Below are 15784 nucleotides of genomic sequence, written 5' to 3'. Positions count from 1 at the left end.
GGTCTGTGTCGTCGCCATGCGCCTGGGGCTGACGTAGAAGGAGCGACAAGCAGACGCCGTCGCTCAGGAAGAACAAACCTTAAGGCCTCACAGCATTGCGTTTGATGTCGTGATGTTAAGATTTGTTTCGGCGCGTGGCGCGAGCGGAAGCAATCACGCTGAGCGTCGCAGTCCGGCGTCGAAGCTCGGGGCTCCGGCCATGGTGCGAAGCCCGAGCAAGCCTTCGCGCGCACGGGAGCCCCGGCGGCGATCGTTGCGGGCTTAACATCTCTTCACAACTCTTAATCCAACCCCGCCGACGGATGCTTCATTCTTCGGATTGAAGAAGGACGACGCTGCGTCTTGCGGCTCCCGGGCCGCCGATTTGGAGAAACAGGAACGCACATGCGCCTCGCTCGAGCCACCCCGCCCTGCGCCGACGCGTTGGTTCGAACCCTTCTGTTCGGGGCGTCGCTGTCGGCGGCGTCGGGGATGACCGGGGATCGCACCTCCGCGATTGGCCGCACACATCAGCCGCGGGCGGAGCGGGTCGGCCAGGAGCGTCGGGCGTGAAGTCCCCCATGACCGGCAGGGCGAAGCCAAAACGGCTCCGGTGGCTGTGGCTGCTCATGCTGCCCCTGCCGTCGGCCGTAGGTTACGCCGAGAGCGGCGACCCCTTGAGGACGATGAGCCACATCTCAAACCGCATCGCAAAAGGCGATCGTCTCTTGGTCGCCCCTCCCCCGGACGCGGCGCTCTGCGCGCATGGTCAGCGCATGGCAGGGCCCGTTCGGTGTGCGGCTCTCCACGAAGCTTACTGAAATCGGATCAGGGAGGAGCCCCCCGTCCCGCCGATCCGAGAGGCGGTCGCCAGACGTCCCCCTAGGCGACCACCACAGCCACCGAACGCGCGTCGTGAAAGCGACCGCTTCGGTGGCTGCATACTTACATCTCCTGCCCACGGCGCGGCGGCGCCCGGATTCTGCCGAGGGATTGGGACCAAGCGCTCCCGCAGCGGCGGATGCTGGCTCAACTGACCCCGAACCAAACAAAAAGCCGCCCAAAGGCGGCTGTTGACATCCATAGCTCCGGAACTGGCTCAAGCCGATCGCGGCGCCGCGGCAGGAGACGACCGCGATCGGCGGCCTTCTCCATGCCGAACGATGCGGCGATCAGGCGGCCGAGGCGGCCGAGGCGGCCTTGGCCTTATCGCGCTCTTCGCGCTTGGCCGCAACGCGGGTCGCGCGGGCGGCTTCGCGGTCCGCGGCCTTCTTCTCCGTGTTCAGCTTCACGCGCTCGGCGCGCTTGGCGTCGCGTTTCGCGGCCTTTTCGTCGATCTTCGCAGCTTCAGTCATGCTCGACTCCTGTTGAGCGTGGGGGGACCCACGCAATATGGATCCGCGCTTCATTTTGTCAAATTATTTTACATTTTCTGCTTTTTGCGAATACCCGCATACCATGGACCGCGATCCGCCGGCCGCAGGAGAGTGAAGAAATCCTGAAAGCCGGTCTGCGCTTTGCGCACGTCTGACGCGCGTGGGCGCTCGATCATCTTTCCCCCGCGGCGCCGGCTCCTCTGGTAAATCTTGGCGTCCGTCGTTCCTGCGCAAGTCCGCCCACCGCACGCACTCCGAGTCCCATGAGCCCCCCGCCGTCCATCGCCTCGGCCGAAGCCGCCGAGCCGACGCCTGTCGCCGCGCCCCGCATCGCGCTTCCGCTTCCCTCCACCGACAACGCGTCGCTCGCGATCGGGCTGGTCGTGGCGGCAACGGCGTGCTTCTCGGCGGGCGACGTGGCGGCCAAGATGCTGGCCGCCACGCTTCCGGCGGTCCAGGTCACGTGGATGCGCTACACGGTGTTCGCGACCATGGTGGTGGTCGCCGCGCTGATGATCAGCGGGCCCGGGACGCTTCGGCCGAAGAGCGTCAAGCTGCAGCTCCTGCGCGGGGTCGCCACTTCGAGCTCGGCGCTGTTCTTCATTCTCGGACTGAAGAGCCTCGACGTCGCCCAGGCGACGGCGATCCACTACATGTCGCCGATCTTCATCACCGCGCTGTCGATCCCGCTTCTGGGCGAACGCGTCGGAGCGCATCGCTGGGCCGCGGCGGGCCTCGGCTTCGCGGGCGTGCTGATCGTGATGCGCCCGTTCGGGGCGGCGTTCACGCTCGCGGCGCTGCTGCCGGCCGCTGGCGCGATGGCCTGGGCTCTGGGCGCCGTCGTCACGCGCAAGATGGCGTCGGACCGGCCGGAGACCACGCTCGCCTGGTCGGCGCTCGTCGGCCTCGCGATTCTGAGCATCCTGGTCCCCTTCGCCTGGCGCATGCCGACGGCGCACGAGGCGGGCATCGCCGTCGCCATGGGCGTCTGCTCCACCGCGGGCCACGGTTTGCTGGTGGTCGCGTTGCGCCGCGCCGCAGCCTCCGCGCTGGCGCCGTTCTCCTACGTGCAGATCCTGTTCGCCGTCGCGATGAGCTTCGCCGTGTTCGGGCGCATGCCCGACCTTTGGACGATCGCGGGCGGCGCCGTCATCGCGGCGAGCGGCGTCTACGTCGCCCACCGCGAGCGGGTGTCCGCCCGGGCGCCCCGCGTGTCGTCGCGCTTCGCCGACGATCCGCATGTGGTCGCGGAGGCCGTCGCCGCCCCGCCGCGCTGACGGCGAACTGGGCGTCAGCAGGGCACGGATCTTGCGTGCGGCCAAGGCCTTACAGGAGATCGGCTGATGCTCGCAGGTCAGGTTTCGGCGCTTTGGCGCTATCCCGTGAAATCCCTCCTCGGGATCAGCGTCGCCGAGGCGCCGCTCACGGCGGCGGGCCTGCTCAACGATAGGGCCTACGCCGTGATCGACGTCGAGACCGGCAAGATCGCGAGCGCCAAGCGGCCGCAGCTCTGGCGCAAGATGCTTGAGCTTTCCGCCGCCGCGGACGCGGACGGTGGCTATGGCGTTCGCTTTCCCGAGGGCGGCGTGGTTGCGCTGGACGATCCGGCGTTGGACGCCCGGCTGAGCGCCTTCCTTGGCCGCGAGGTGCGGCTCACCGCTCAGGCCGCAGCGACCGACGCCCTCGACCGCGCCGTGCCGGAGGAGGTCCTGGACGCCGGCGAAGGCGCCGAGGTGCAGTCGACCCACCTCGTCCTGGCGCAGGCTTCGCCTGAAGGCGGGTTCTTCGACTACGCGCCGTTCCACGTGGTCACGCGCGCGAGCCTCGACGCGGTGAGCCGCGCGCTCGGCGACGACACCATCCTCGCCCAACGCTACAGGGCGAACATCGTGCTCGACATGCCCGGCGCCGAGCCCTTCGCGGAGAACGGCTGGATCGGCCGCGAGCTGAGGATCGGGCCGGACGTGACGTTGACGATCATCGGCGCGACCCCGCGCTGCGCCGTTCCAATGCTTGCCCACGGCGACCTGCCGCGCGCGCCCGGCGCCCTGACCAAGCTGGTGGAGATGAACCGCATCGAGCTGCCGGAGTTCGGGCCGGGCCTCTACCCCTGCCTCGGCGCCTTCGCGACCCTGACGTCCGCGGGCGTCGCCGCCGTGAACGACGCCGTCGAGCTCTCCGACGCCTGACGCGACGCGGAAGGGCTCAAGGCCCTCCGCGCGACGTCAGTACAGCATCCGCGCGGGAACGATCACGAGCGCCGGGAACAGCGTGAGGACGACCAGCACGATCAGCTGCGCGATCAGGAACGGCCACACGCCCTTGATCGCCAGCGCGAGCGGCACCTTGCCGACCGCCGACACCACGTTGAGCACCGTGCCGACCGGCGGGGTGATGAGGCCGATCGCGTTGTTCATCACGAACAGGACGCCGAAGTAGACCGGATCGATGCCCGCCTGCTTGACGATCGGCATCAGCACCGGCGTCAGGATCAGGATTGTCGGAATGAAGTCGAGCGCGGTGCCGACGATCACGACCAGCAGCATGATCACGGCCATCAGAATGACCTTGTCGTGCTTGAACGGGTCGAGCATCGCGGAGACTTCGGCCGGGATGTTGGCGATCGCGATCAGGTAAGCCGAGACCGAGGCCGCTGCGACGAGGAACATGACCGCGGCCGAGGTGCGGACCGCCATCAGCATGGCCTCGTAGAGCTTCGGCAGGGTCAGCTCGCGGTAGACGAAGGCGCCCACGAGCACGGCGTAGACCGCTGCGACGACCGCGGCTTCGGTCGGCGTGAACACGCCGCCCTTGAGGCCTCCGATGATGATGATCGGCAGCCCGAGCGCCAGCGCCGCGTCGAGGAGGGCGCGCCCTGCCTCGCCCCAGCTCTTGCGCTCCATCGGCTGAACCTTGTCGCGCTGCGAAACAACCCACCAGGCGACAGCGAGAGACAGGCCCAACAGGAGGCCCGGCACGATGCCGGTGAGGAACAGCCGGGTGATGGACACGCCGCCGATGACGCCGAACACGATGTAGCCGATCGAGGGCGACAGCACCGGCGCGATGATGCCGCCCGAGGCGATCAGTCCGGAGGAGCGGCCGACGTCGTAGCCCGCCTGCCGCATCACCGGCAGCAGCATCGAGGCGAGGGCCGCGGTGTCCGCGACCGCGGAGCCCGACATGCTGGCGAGCAGGATTGCGGTGAAGATCGCGACATAGCCGAGGCCGCCGCGCAGATGGCCGACGAGCGTGAGGCCGAGCGTGACCAGCCGCTTCGACAGGCCGCCGGCGTTCATGGCCTCGCCCGCGAGGAGGAAGAACGGGACGGCGAGCAGCGGGAAGCTGTCCGCACCATTGACCATCTGCAGCGCGATCAACTGCCAGTCGAGCGCGCCCAGGTGCCACATCAGGGCGCCGGCCGTGACGATCAGCGCGAAGGCGATCGGCATGCCCATGAAGATCGCGCCGAGCAGCACAAGCGAGAAGATGGCGACGGTCACGAGACGCCCTCAGCGACGTTGGGCTCGATCGCCTCGCCATGCGGACCCGAGCGGATCAGGTCGACGAGGTCGGCGAGGATGAGCAGCGACAGGCCGACGCCCGCGACCAGCGCGCTGGCGTAGACCCAGCCGGTGGGGAGCTCGGAGACGGGAAGCAGGTTCTCGGCGTTCAGCAGCGCTTGGTCGTAGGCGCCCACCGCGAGCACCACGCAGCAGCCGAGCGACAGCACGTCGGCGACGATGCGGCAGAGCCAACGGCCGACCTTCGGCAGCGGCGCGAGGAACATGTCGACGCCCAGATGGCCCTTCTGGCGCATCACCACGACGGAGCCAAGGAAGATCAGCCACACGAACAGGACGCGCGAGACCTCTTCGGCGACCGTGATGCCGCTGTCGAAGCCGTAGCGCAGCACCACGTTGCCGAAGACGAGGACGATCATCACGCCGAGGATGGCGACGAGCAGCGCCTCGAGGCCGCGGAAGCCGAGGTCGACCAAACGCCCGAGCCCGCTCCGCGCCGGCGAGGAAGGTTCAGACATCGAGGCCCTCGATGGCGTAGGCGCGGGCCGGCGCGCCGTCCGCGTTGGGGATCAGCAGCGGGGCGGCGCTGAGCAGCACGCGCGGCGCGCGGATCTCGGCGGTGTTAACGAGGTATTCGATCAGGGTGACGCCGCTCCGAAGCAGCACGTCGTGGGTGACGTGCTGGTCGTTCGGCACGGCTTCGCCCTTCAGCAGCAGGCGGATCGGGTAGTCCTGCGGAAAGTCGAACGCGACCGCGCTGGGCCGCCGCTCCCAGAGCCAGTCCGCGGCCTCGCGGGTGAGCCAGGGCGCCTCGGTCCAGAACGCGGGCGTCGTATAGTCCCGCCGCGCGGCCCACTGCGTCGCCAGCAGCAGGATCTCGCCCTCCGGCCCGCCGGGGTCGGCGGCGGCCAGCGCGTCCGGCCCGATCGGTTCGTTCGCCGGCGCCGACGACAGGTCGAACACCCGGCAGGGCCCGACGACGCGCTCGAGCGGCGTGGCCTCGATGGTCGGGCCGCCCGCCACGAAATGCGCCTGCGCGTCCACATGGGTGAAGCCGTGGCAGGTGGTGGCGATGCGGGTGACGCGGAACTGGTCGCCCGCGGCGAGGTCTCCTTTCACGGAGACCTCGGGAGACCAGCGGAAATGGGTCTCCATGGGCATGCTGAGATCGACGAGGCGCATCGGGCTCAGCTCGCGGCCGAGGTGATCTTGTCGACGAGCTCGGGCCCGAACTTCGCGACGTATTCCGCCTTCACCGCATCCGCCACCAGCGCCCGGAACGCGCCCACGTCGATGTCTTCGACCACCTTCATGCCGTCGTTCTTCAGCTCGGCCACCGCGACCTTCTCGCCCTCGACATTCATCTGGCGCTGAACGACGGCGGCCTCCCTGGCGGCGGAGACGAGCGCCGCGCGCAGATCTTCGGAGAGACCGTCGAACTTCGTCTTGTTCATCACCAACGGGGCGGTGGTGAAGGCGTGGCGGGTGAGCGACAGGTGCTTCTGCACCTCGAAGAACTTGGCGTTCAGGATCAGCGTGACCGGGTTCTCCTGCCCGTCGATCGAGCCCATCTCGAGCGCGGTGAACAGCTCGGTGAAGGCCATCGGCGTCGGCACGGCGCCCAGCAACCGGAAGGCCTGGATGTGCGCCGGGTTCGGCGTCGTGCGGATTTTCAGGCCCTTCACGTCGGCGGGCGTCTTCACGGCCCGGCGGTTGTTGGTGAGGTTGCGCCAGCCGACCTCCCAGGTGGAGAGCGCCTTCAGGTTCGAGCCCGAGAGGCCCTCGCGCAGGTCGTCGCCGATCGGTCCGTCCAGCACCGCGGCCACATGGGCGCGGTCGTTGAAGAGGTACGGCAGGTCGAGCACGTTCAGCTTGGGCGCGAGGCCGGTGAAGAACGGGTTGCCGGTGAGGCAGATGTCGAGCGTGCCGCCCCGAACGCTCGCGATCATCGTCGGATCGTTGCCGAGCGCGCCGTTGGCGTAGACCTCGACAACGATGCGGCCGCCGGTCTTCTCCTTCACCAGCTCCGCGAAGCGCAGCCCGCCTTTGTGGAAGGCGTCGACCTCCGGGTGCGGATGGCCGAAGCGCAGCTTGAGCGGCGCCTGCGCGCGGGCCCGTGAGCCGGCCGCGACGAAGGCGGTCGCGGCGACGCCGCCGGCGATGACGGCGCGGCGGGAGAGAGCGGTCATGAGCAGTCCTCCTGATGGCCGCCCGGCTGCAGGTGGGACGCGCCAGCGCGCGCCAGGGGAGCGGCTGCGTTCCGCGCCCGGCGGCGTCGGCGGCGATTGTCGCGATGAGGAGGCGTCCGCCTGTTCTGGCGGGGCGCCCGTCCTGATGTTGCGTTTCCCAGCCGCGAGCGATCTTCGTGTCGTCGTCAGCCGCCATATACTGCATGCAGCATGCGGCGTAATGCAACAGGGATCTTACGCGTTCGTGTGGGCCGCAGAAGCGCTCGGCTGAGCGATTTTCGGCTCCCCACCTTCCAGCAGCCTCGGCCCACGGCGTTTCAACGTCAGTCTGAGCGCGTGGTCTTCCGCGCCGAGCTCTGAACGAAGGCGACGCTCCGCTGCCGCGCCGTCTGGGCCCCGCGGCCCTTCCCCGGCTGACCTCCAGTCTTGAAGGGCCGCATGCATCTGTCGGCGAGCTAGCGGACTCAACCCAGGCCATCGAACACCGTCCCGCGGCGCTCGCGCGCGGCGACGTCGAACGGCAATGCGCTCACCCCGATTGCCCCGCGCGTCGCGATCGGCTAGTTTCCGCGCCGGCTCAGGCACCCGTAGCTCAGCTGGATAGAGCGCTGCCCTCCGAAGGCAGAGGTCAGAGGTTCGAATCCTCTCGGGTGCGCCAGCATTTTCAAGCACTTAGCCCTAGAAGTTGGCAGCCTGAGACGCCGCGCGGAAGCGCTACGGAAGCGATGCGCGTCAACCCATGCTCATCGAAATCAATGATCCGCGCGCGATAGGGCGACCTTGGGTGAGACATCAGCGCCGCGCCTTCGATGGACGCGGCAAAGTCGGTCTCTACCGAAGCTCGCTGCCCGAGTTGAGAGAATCAAGAGTGCCCGCCGCCGGGAATTGCGTAGGCGACATGGAAGGCAACTCCGCGGTCCCGCTAACGCGCCTCCGGTTCCCGGCGGGGGCAGCCCAAAGCGCTACTAAATTTCAGGGCTCCCCATAAGGCCTTTCGACGGGCTGCTCGCAGTTGCATGATCTGCACCGAACGAGGTGCACCTAGCAGAATCACGCCCACCCCCTTCAATGAGAAAATGGTTAGCAGCAATGACTCCAAATCTTAATGGGAGACCGAGCATTGAAGCAATTCAACGAGTCATGTCATTAATCTCTTTAGATTTTCCATCAGGTGTAAGGCGCTCCGACTCAACGGAGCTTTTCGCGCTCTGTAAACAACAATCAGATCGCTGGTCTATTCTACTTGATTTCATAAAACATGGAGAGTTTAGAGATTATATTGAATCTTTGCTTCCACTAAAGTGGCAGGATTACTCAACTAATGGAATAATGCCGCTTCCATTTGTAACGAGGGAGTTAACATCGGAAGATAGCCCATCCCTGAATCCGCTATCTTATTGGATCTCGGCAATTATCGCGTATAAGATTAGACTCTTTCGAAATGACGACAGAATACTATCTTCTGAGCTCAATTCATCTCAGGAAGCTTTTATTTCGTCTGTGGACGTCATATCTACATTTCACGAATTCCAAACTTCGTATAATAAATCACATGCCGATCTAATAGATAGACTCGACCTAGCAGTCGGGCGACTGAGTGACGAAGTGGAACAATCGAGAGAAGCCGCGGGCCGCTATCGCTCTGACGTTACCCATCAAATCAAGTCTACTGAACATCTAATTGATTCGAAATTGGATGCTTTGAATAAGAAGGTTGATGTCACAATTTCCGAGTCAAATGCGTTAATTGATCAGAAATTAACTGCGATGGCCGAAGCGTATAACGAGCGCGCGCGACTGCTACCTACATTATCGCACTGGGAATCCAAGATCGTTCAACATCGGAATCGCGCCCGCGGAAGCTTTATCGCATTCCTTGCAATCACTTTAATCCTTTCAGTTGCCATTATACTTATACTACAATCTCCGCCGCCTTCGTTATTGGAACTATCTAAAAGCTCAAACTTTTCTTCATCCATCCTAATCGTTAGCCCAATTTTATTAGCTGCATGGGTCCTCCGGCTCATCAGCCGTTCATACATAAGCAATCAGAATCTTGAAGAAGACGCCCAATATCGGAAGTCTGTCGCAGACACCTATCTTGGACTGATCGCAGAAGGCGCAATTGATGGAAATGAACGCGTTGTGGCGCTTCACGCGATCTTTCGCCCGGCGCCGGGGCAGCCAGCCGACGTCGAACTCGCACCTCCGTCTGTAGTTGAGTTACTGAAGCGGCCGTAGAGAGAGACACGGTTAAGGCTGCTCCGAGCTATGTTGGCGCAGCCTGGGGCATTTCTCGCCAGAGATCAGCCTGACGGTTTGATCCGTAGCTGGAGGCCGAGTGTCTTTAGGGTGCTGGCTAGCGCCCTTAGATCGACACCGCCGCAGTTCACTCGCAACCGGGGAATCGTCCTGATGCCCGCGGGGTCCGAGGCTTGCGACACGTCGCAGATAGCTTGGACGAGCAGCCCGGCGTCGCCCTCTTCAAACACTGCCTCGAGGTAAGCGGCACGCTGCGCGGGGGTTCGGAGGTGCTCGGCGACATTCCACGGGCGCGTCTTCGCCAGCAACCGAGGCGAGACGCTCTGCGTCGAGGCCGGCACAAAAGGCCGCCGGGATGCCGCGGGGGCCGCCTTGTGTTGCGAGGCCGGCTCCGGCTCGCCTCGGGTCTTGCGTCGGCGGCCCTCGTCGACGAACGCCTCGATGTCAGTGGGGTCGTAGAGGACGGTTCCGCCCATTTTGATGTAGCGCGGGCCGGTGCCCTTCGTCCGCCAGCGCTCAAGGGTGGTCGTCGAACGCCGAAGGACCCGCGCCACCTCATAGGTCGTGAGGTACTGGATCGAGCTCATAGGTGCATGCCGCGGCTTGCTGCCACAGCGTCGACCACCTCGACGCATGGAAGGGAAGACGGGACTTCGCGCGCCCCTACTGCGGGCGCCAGCAGGGCGCGCATCGTCGCACTATGCGGCCGACCGCCATGCTCTTCAGCGAGCACCCGCTCTTCGTGAGCGAACGCCCGTGCCATCGTCTCACCTGCTGACGTCGTCGCGCGGGTCAGCGCAATCCGATTGTAGAGCGTGGAAAACCGCTCAAGCGCGATTTCCACCGTTTCGTCGCTCGTAGCGGGGTCGTCCGCGACTTCGCGCCATAGAACGAGCTCCATGAGAAGCATGGCCATAGGGTCCGCCGGGTGTCCGCCGGCAGATTTGGCGGCAAACTCGTCTTGCATATCTGTTGGTCTCCGATATCGGAGATCAATTCAGCGCATGGAATTATGCATTGGTCAAACGTTGACAAACCAACAATGCGTATTTGCATTTTGTAAACGCTGTGACTACTACACTACGTCGCCGATATTCATAGATTATCGATTACGATGAGGAATAAATACTTATAGTGACGACACCATAGAGCGCTTAGTTCATGATCTCAGCGTAGAGCCCGGCTCCATAGCGGGCCGAGGTGAGGCGCTCAAGCTCCTGCAGCTTCCGTTCGTCGGCGTCGTCGGTGAAGTTCGCAAACCCAAGAATGACCTGTCCGACACGCGACTCGAAAACGCTTCCCGTGGCGATGAGGATGAAGGGCCTGCCCGCGTCCAACCCGGTGAGCACGTCGTCGCGCGTGGCGTTCAGCGCCACCCGTCCGCGAAACCGGCGACCACCGGCGCGGATCGCCGCCCGTATCTGAAGCGCGACGCTTTCCGTCAGGCCGGGCAGGTCGACGCGGGTCACCCCGATCACGACGGGGTCGACCAACAAAAGGACCGGAGCGCCACTGAAGGCGAGCGCTCGCTCGACGGCCGTCGCGAGGCAGTCGCTGTCATCTTCCACGTCAGTCCCCGAGCTTCGATTGCACTTCGGCGCGCTGGCGCGCCTCGATCGCCGCGAGGTACCCGCGGACCTGGCCCATGACGGCCTCAAGCTGCGACCAATTCACCACGACTGTGGTGGTCGCCTGCGCGTCCACGGTGACGTTGTTCGATTGGTTCACCACCGGGGGCACGTCGACAGCCTGCACGCTCGGCGGCGGCGGCGTGTAGGTCGGGGCGACGGAGGGCGGCGCCCACCCCGCACTCTCCTGCGGCTGGCGCCTGTCCCGCATGGCGTCGCTCGGCGAGTAGTGCGGGACGTCCGCCCGCGCGCCCCACGGCCTCGCCACAGCCTCGGCGCGGCTCCACGCGCCCTCTTCGGGCGTGGCCGGCTTCTCGGCCGACCCCGTGCCGGCCCACGAGAAAAGCGACGTGATGCCAGTCGCGACGGCCCCGATGCCGCCGGCGAGCTTGTCCGTGAGCCCGTCGATGAGGCCGGCGACCTTGTCGATACCGAGCGCGAGCTTGTCCGTGAGCCAATCGATAAAGTCGGCGATCTTCCCGAGCGGCGCGAGCGCGCCTTGCACCTTCGGCGGGAGCATCTCCCAGATTTTGGCGAGCGCCTCAGACTTACGCGCCATGAGCCCGATGACGCCGCCGGCGATGATGAGCGTCGCCAGGCCCGCCGGAGTGAATAGGACAGCGCCGGCGACGCTTCCGATCGCGCCCGCAAGCGACGTGAGCGACGCGATGAGGGGGCCGAAGGTGATGGCGCCGAGCGTCGTGAGCCCTGCGACGACCGAGCCTGTGGGACCGAGGAGTTCGGCGAGCCAGGCCGCGAAGCTGATGACCTGGCCGAGCACATGCAGCCCGCTCGCAAGACCCTCCCAAGCCGCGGACCAGTCAACCGCGCGTACCCATTCCTCGGCAGTCTTCATGCCTGCGACGAGGCTGTCTGAAATCCGGGCGCCAACGGCGGCGATCTGGCCAGACGCAGCGAGGCCGTTGACGTAGTCGAGGAGAGCGCCGAGGCGGCTTTTGACGTGATCGAACGAACCCGCTTCGCCAATGGTGAGCATGAAGCGCGCCCATTGATCCTTCAGATTACCGATCATGCCACCGAACGTCTTGGACCGTTTGTCCATCGCACCAGCGAACTGACGGTTCCAAATGCCGGAGATCACGGCTTCGATCTGCGCACGCGAATTTTTCTTCGCGTAGGCGGTCATTTGCTTGCCGTTCTCGTTCCAGTTGTACGTGATCTTATTGCCCACGGTCGACGCCGTGATGCCGAACCCCTTCAGACGTTCATTCTCGCCGGTGACGGCGTCCGCGAGCGCCTCGACGGCCTGTTCGAGCGGTTTGCCCATCGCCGCGGCGGCCTCGCCGGCGGACCTGAGCGCCCCGCTCATCGGCTGAAAACCGTAGGACGTGAGCTTGACGAACCCGTCCGTCACCTCGCCGGTTTCGTACGGGGTCTTGGCCGCGAAGTCGGAGACCCACGCCATCGCGTCCTTCGCCTTCGTGGACGACTTGAGGATGGTCTCGAGGATCGCGCCGTACTTCTCAAACTCCATGTTTGTGGTGAGGAGCGACCGCGCGCCGAACCCCGCCGCGAGGCCCCCGACAGCGGCGAGCGGCGCGATGATGCCGCGCGCCACCGATCCGACGTCGCCGAGCCTTCGACCAAGGTTGACGACCGAGCCCGTCAGGCGGTCGACGCCGGCGGCGCGGCCGAGGTCGCCGATGGCCTGGCCGATGCGGCGCACGGGCGCCGTAAGCCGGTCGATGCGGCGCTGGATGGCGGCGATCGGGGCCGTGATGCGGTCGACGACCGAAAGAACGACTTTGGCTTCGGTCGAGCTCATCGCGAGCCGCCGAGAGCCGCGCGCCATCTGTCACGATTGACTGCCGACTGGGCGGCCCCGGAAGACGTCGTTCGAATTTCGCCAACGGCTTCGTCTCGCGCCGCGAGTTCGCTCATGACCTCCCGGCCCAGATCATGAGCCGAAACTCGTCTGGCCAACTGATCGTTGAGGTCGAGCTTTACCCCTTGCTTAGCCGCAAGTTTGACGATGCCCGCAACCTTCATGATGCGCTCAATTGAGGCAAGCGCAGCGGGGAGAGAGATACCGCTGGTCATGAGGCCCGCGGCATCAACCGTAACGCCAAGCGCTTCGGCCTCCTTAGCGGCTGTGCTGATGGCGAGGCATCGCTCCGTCTCGGCGCGTTTCTCACGTGCGGTTTCGACCGCTAGGCGTTCCTGCTCCGCCCGCGCCTGGCGCCGGCGCTTCAATGCGGCCTTCTCTGCATCTCGCTGCATATGAACCGGAAGGTGCGCAACCTCCGCGCTGGAAGCGGCGATATCCCCGCGTTCGATCCCAAAGAGGTCGCGTCCCGCCTGGCGCATTTTTGCACGGCTCATGTCGGCGTCCTTTTCGGAAGTGTGCGCCCACGACGCAGGAGAGCAACGCCGGTCACCGCACCGGCTCGCCGGCATCCATCGGGAGCGGCTCGTCGGCCATCTCCGTCATGTGCTCGCGCATCGCGACCTCAAGCGCCACGACGAGCGCGACCTCGTTAACGCCAAGTTCGGCGGCGAGCCCTGGCCCCCGACGGCTGGCGAAATTGAGGAGTCCTATTTTGATCTTTGTGTTCCACTCGCGAACGAAGCGCTTGGCATCTTCCTTTGAGATGGCCGAGCCGCGCTCAAGCTCCAGAGCCACTTCGGCCCGCTCGGCCTCCGCCGCGGTTCGCGCCGTTTGCGCGAGGATGAGATTGAGCTTCGCGTCGGCGAGGTCGCCAACTGGAGCCGCCGGCATTGGGTTGCGACCGGCGCCGGATGTGCTCGCCCGCCGAACGTCGAAGCGATGGCGCACGTTCGCTCGTATCCAGCTGTTGGCGGCTTCTACGTCGATGCGACCGTCCGGCGTTACCGGCATGCCCCGCTTGATGAGTTGCGAAACACGAGCGCGACCGACATCGAGATGTTTCGCGAAATCGGACTTTGTCAGAACCGCAGACATAACATCGCCTTAAGGTTGCATTTTTTCGTACTGGGATTGCTCATTTCTGAACGTTCTAGAGTATTCGCTTCTGACGCCCGCCGAGGACTATGAGTTTCGCTGACTTTTGCCGTGCTACGGCTAGAAAAGCCATGCGCGGCCGCGTTCCCCGCAGTACCCCACCCCGACCGGAGGACCCATATCGTTCATTTTCTCGGGATTCATCCGGCTGAGATGCATCTCGCGCCCCCCCCGATTTACTTGAGATACTTTGACACCCGCCGCCAAACCCGCGGGGCGCAGGCTGGCAGCGGGTGTCGCGTCGGGATCGGCTAGCCGTCCCGCCGTTCATGCGAGCCCGCCGCGTGGGCTCCATTCGTGTGCCGGCCACGGCCAGGCTCAGCGCTCGTTCGGCTGAGCGCAGAGCGCCAAACGGAGACCTTCGCAGGGTTGGGGGTCTGGGCAGGTTGTTGCACCCCCGTCCAGCGACGCAGCACGCATCCGTGCAGCCACGACGGCCGCCTTGATCTCCGACCCCGCTTTCACGAGACGGCCTCCTCGAGGTCCTCATCAAAGGCGAGAAGCCACCGGGGATCAGCGTAGGCACGGCGTTCCACATGCCCGCCCTGGCGCTCAAGCTCACGGGCAAGCGCTTCCTCCTGGCGACTAAGTTCGTTCATGCGGGCCACAGTCGCCGCTAGCGCGGCCTCGCGCTCGTCGAGGCTCATCGGCTTACCCCGGCTCTCGTATTCAGCGTTCGCCAGCGCAAGCAGCCGGGAGCGGACCGAGGGCCGCCCGAGCCAGATGACGGCAGTCGCAAGCGGGTTTTGCTTGCCGGCGAACGCAAGGCCAAGATCGTCCATCGGATTGCCGACCGGCCCGACGAGGCTTTCGAAGCGCGCGAACTCCGAAATGGCCCTCTCGGCTGCGTCGAGCCGCCTATCAACGCGGACCTCGACCTCGTTTGGGGAAACCGGCGCCGACTCGATCTGCGCGACCTTCGCCTGCTCGGTTTCGATCTCGCTTCGGATTGTCACGAGGTCGGCGCGGAGGTCTCGGGCCTCGATATGAGTAGGTCGGCGGGCCATCAGATCGATTCCTCCTGGAGGTCGGCGGGTAATTCGACTCGCAGGCTGCGGGCGTATTCCAGCGCGCGGTTAGCGATGGAACTCACGTGAGCTCGCCGCTCGCTCAGCCGATTGACGTCGTCGGCCGCGCGCGCGGCGCGCTGGACCGCAGCACGGACGGCATTCTCCACTCGGTCCTCGGTGCGCTCGATGACATCATCGCGGGGTCGCGATCTCATCGCGTGTCGCGCCGCGTTGTGGCGCTCAAGCTCAAGCCGGGCATCGGCCAGCTCGTTACGGCGCTGCCGAAGCGTTTCGGACGCCTGGCGGGCCGCAGCGTTCATGTCGTTGCGATCAGAGATCAGCTTTCGAAGGCGTTCGATATCGATGTTCATGGCCTCTCCTCACTACGAGGACCATGACAGAGACAAATTCGCGGAACAATGCCCGATAATTCTACGCGAACAATTTCCGTAGAAGATCAGTCGTGTTGAGAGGCGCAAGTTATGATCTTTGCAAGCTCTCTCGCCTTGGGAATTTTGTGTCCTTCTTGGAGCAGGCACCACATTCCGTGCACGGGCGTTCCTGGCATCGGTTCGCGCTTGGCGCGGCGAGCTCGATCAGCGACGGCAGCTAGTTCCAAGCCACGCGCGTGAGGGCTCTTGAGGTGCGAACAGTACGCGCCCGCGATGCGGCGCAGCGCCTCGTCGCGCGCGGCGATCTTGTGAGATTGCCCAGGAGGCCGGCCGCGTCGTGGCGGCATTGGCAGGTCCGCCGGAGGAGCCGCAAATGCGCCGGAGGCGAGCGCCTCGACCACACGACCGGCGATTATGGCC

General features: G+C 65.2%; 16 protein-coding genes and 1 tRNA gene. 4 read left to right on the top strand and 13 right to left on the bottom strand.

Annotated features, from left to right (window positions below; genetic code table 11):
* Nucleotides 1–1151: 1151 nt before the first annotated feature.
* Nucleotides 1152–1334 (bottom strand): hypothetical protein, encoded by a 183-nt coding sequence (locus tag METY_RS17390; RefSeq protein ID WP_103122652.1) that lies wholly within the window; start codon nt 1332–1334, stop codon nt 1152–1154.
* Nucleotides 1335–1618: 284 nt separating this feature from the next.
* Between METY_RS17390 and METY_RS17385 the strand changes: the two genes are divergently transcribed.
* Both METY_RS17385 and METY_RS17380 read left to right on the top strand, forming a co-directional pair.
* The gene (locus METY_RS17385; RefSeq protein ID WP_103122651.1) at nt 1619–2632 is read left to right on the top strand and encodes a DMT family transporter; all 1014 of its coding nucleotides are present in this window, start codon (nt 1619–1621) and stop codon (nt 2630–2632) included.
* A 66-nt stretch (nt 2633–2698) separates the two neighbouring features.
* Nucleotides 2699–3544: an MOSC domain-containing protein gene (locus tag METY_RS17380; protein WP_103122650.1), complete on the top strand. Its 846-nt coding sequence runs from the start codon at nt 2699–2701 to the stop codon at nt 3542–3544.
* A 36-nt stretch (nt 3545–3580) separates the two neighbouring features.
* Here the strand turns inward: METY_RS17380 and METY_RS17375 are convergent, their stop codons facing one another.
* The 4 genes from METY_RS17375 to METY_RS17360 are packed head-to-tail and all read right to left on the bottom strand — an operon-like array spanning nt 3581 to nt 7068.
* Nucleotides 3581–4858 (bottom strand): TRAP transporter large permease, encoded by a 1278-nt coding sequence (locus METY_RS17375; protein WP_103122649.1) that lies wholly within the window; start codon nt 4856–4858, stop codon nt 3581–3583.
* Entirely contained in the window at nt 4855–5397 is a 543-nt protein-coding gene (locus METY_RS17370) for a TRAP transporter small permease (protein WP_103122648.1), read from the bottom strand. The genes METY_RS17375 and METY_RS17370 overlap by 4 nt, the downstream gene beginning before the upstream one ends.
* Nucleotides 5390–6061, bottom strand: a complete 672-nt coding sequence (locus METY_RS17365; protein ID WP_103122647.1) for a cyclase family protein — start codon at nt 6059–6061, stop codon at nt 5390–5392. The genes METY_RS17370 and METY_RS17365 overlap by 8 nt, the downstream gene beginning before the upstream one ends.
* Before the next feature lie 5 nt (nt 6062–6066).
* On the bottom strand, nt 6067–7068 hold the full coding sequence (locus tag METY_RS17360) for a TRAP transporter substrate-binding protein (RefSeq protein WP_103122646.1): 1002 nt from the start codon (nt 7066–7068) through the stop codon (nt 6067–6069).
* A 581-nt stretch (nt 7069–7649) separates the two neighbouring features.
* On the opposite strand from METY_RS17360, the gene METY_RS17355 reads away from it, so the two are divergent.
* Nucleotides 7650–7726, top strand: a tRNA-Arg gene (locus METY_RS17355).
* Nucleotides 7727–8673: 947 nt separating this feature from the next.
* Nucleotides 8674–9309, top strand: coding sequence for a DUF6161 domain-containing protein (locus METY_RS21310; protein WP_146035754.1), 636 nt, complete (start codon nt 8674–8676; stop codon nt 9307–9309).
* A gap of 65 nt (nt 9310–9374) precedes the next feature.
* Here the strand turns inward: METY_RS21310 and METY_RS17350 are convergent, their stop codons facing one another.
* From METY_RS17350 to METY_RS17315, 8 genes are all read right to left on the bottom strand, one after another.
* Nucleotides 9375–9917, bottom strand: coding sequence for a helix-turn-helix domain-containing protein (locus tag METY_RS17350; protein WP_103122645.1), 543 nt, complete (start codon nt 9915–9917; stop codon nt 9375–9377).
* Nucleotides 9914–10246: a hypothetical protein gene (locus METY_RS17345; protein WP_146035752.1), complete on the bottom strand. Its 333-nt coding sequence runs from the start codon at nt 10244–10246 to the stop codon at nt 9914–9916. Before METY_RS17345 ends, METY_RS17350 begins: the two co-directional genes overlap by 4 nt.
* A gap of 238 nt (nt 10247–10484) precedes the next feature.
* Complete coding sequence (locus tag METY_RS17340) at nt 10485–10898, bottom strand: hypothetical protein (RefSeq protein WP_103122643.1); 414 nt, start codon at nt 10896–10898, stop codon at nt 10485–10487.
* Nucleotide 10899: 1 nt separating this feature from the next.
* On the bottom strand, nt 10900–12744 hold the full coding sequence (locus METY_RS17335; protein ID WP_146035751.1) for a tape measure protein: 1845 nt from the start codon (nt 12742–12744) through the stop codon (nt 10900–10902).
* Nucleotides 12741–13301 carry a hypothetical protein gene (locus tag METY_RS17330; protein ID WP_146035750.1) on the bottom strand — a complete coding sequence of 187 codons (561 nt, stop codon included), beginning with the start codon at nt 13299–13301 and terminating at the stop codon, nt 12741–12743. The genes METY_RS17335 and METY_RS17330 overlap by 4 nt, the downstream gene beginning before the upstream one ends.
* Nucleotides 13302–13353: 52 nt before the next feature.
* Nucleotides 13354–13902 (bottom strand): hypothetical protein, encoded by a 549-nt coding sequence (locus METY_RS20915; RefSeq protein ID WP_146035749.1) that lies wholly within the window; start codon nt 13900–13902, stop codon nt 13354–13356.
* Nucleotides 13903–14423: 521 nt separating this feature from the next.
* Nucleotides 14424–14969 (bottom strand): hypothetical protein, encoded by a 546-nt coding sequence (locus tag METY_RS17320; RefSeq protein WP_103122639.1) that lies wholly within the window; start codon nt 14967–14969, stop codon nt 14424–14426.
* Nucleotides 14969–15343: a hypothetical protein gene (locus tag METY_RS17315; RefSeq protein ID WP_103122638.1), complete on the bottom strand. Its 375-nt coding sequence runs from the start codon at nt 15341–15343 to the stop codon at nt 14969–14971. The genes METY_RS17320 and METY_RS17315 overlap by 1 nt, the downstream gene beginning before the upstream one ends.
* Nucleotides 15344–15784 lie beyond the last annotated feature (441 nt).

It is taken from the genome of Methylopila sp. Yamaguchi (assembly GCF_002897035.1).
Classification (GTDB): Bacteria; Pseudomonadota; Alphaproteobacteria; order Rhizobiales; family Methylopilaceae; genus Methylopila.
This window is presented reverse-complemented; position numbering and strand designations above follow the sequence as displayed.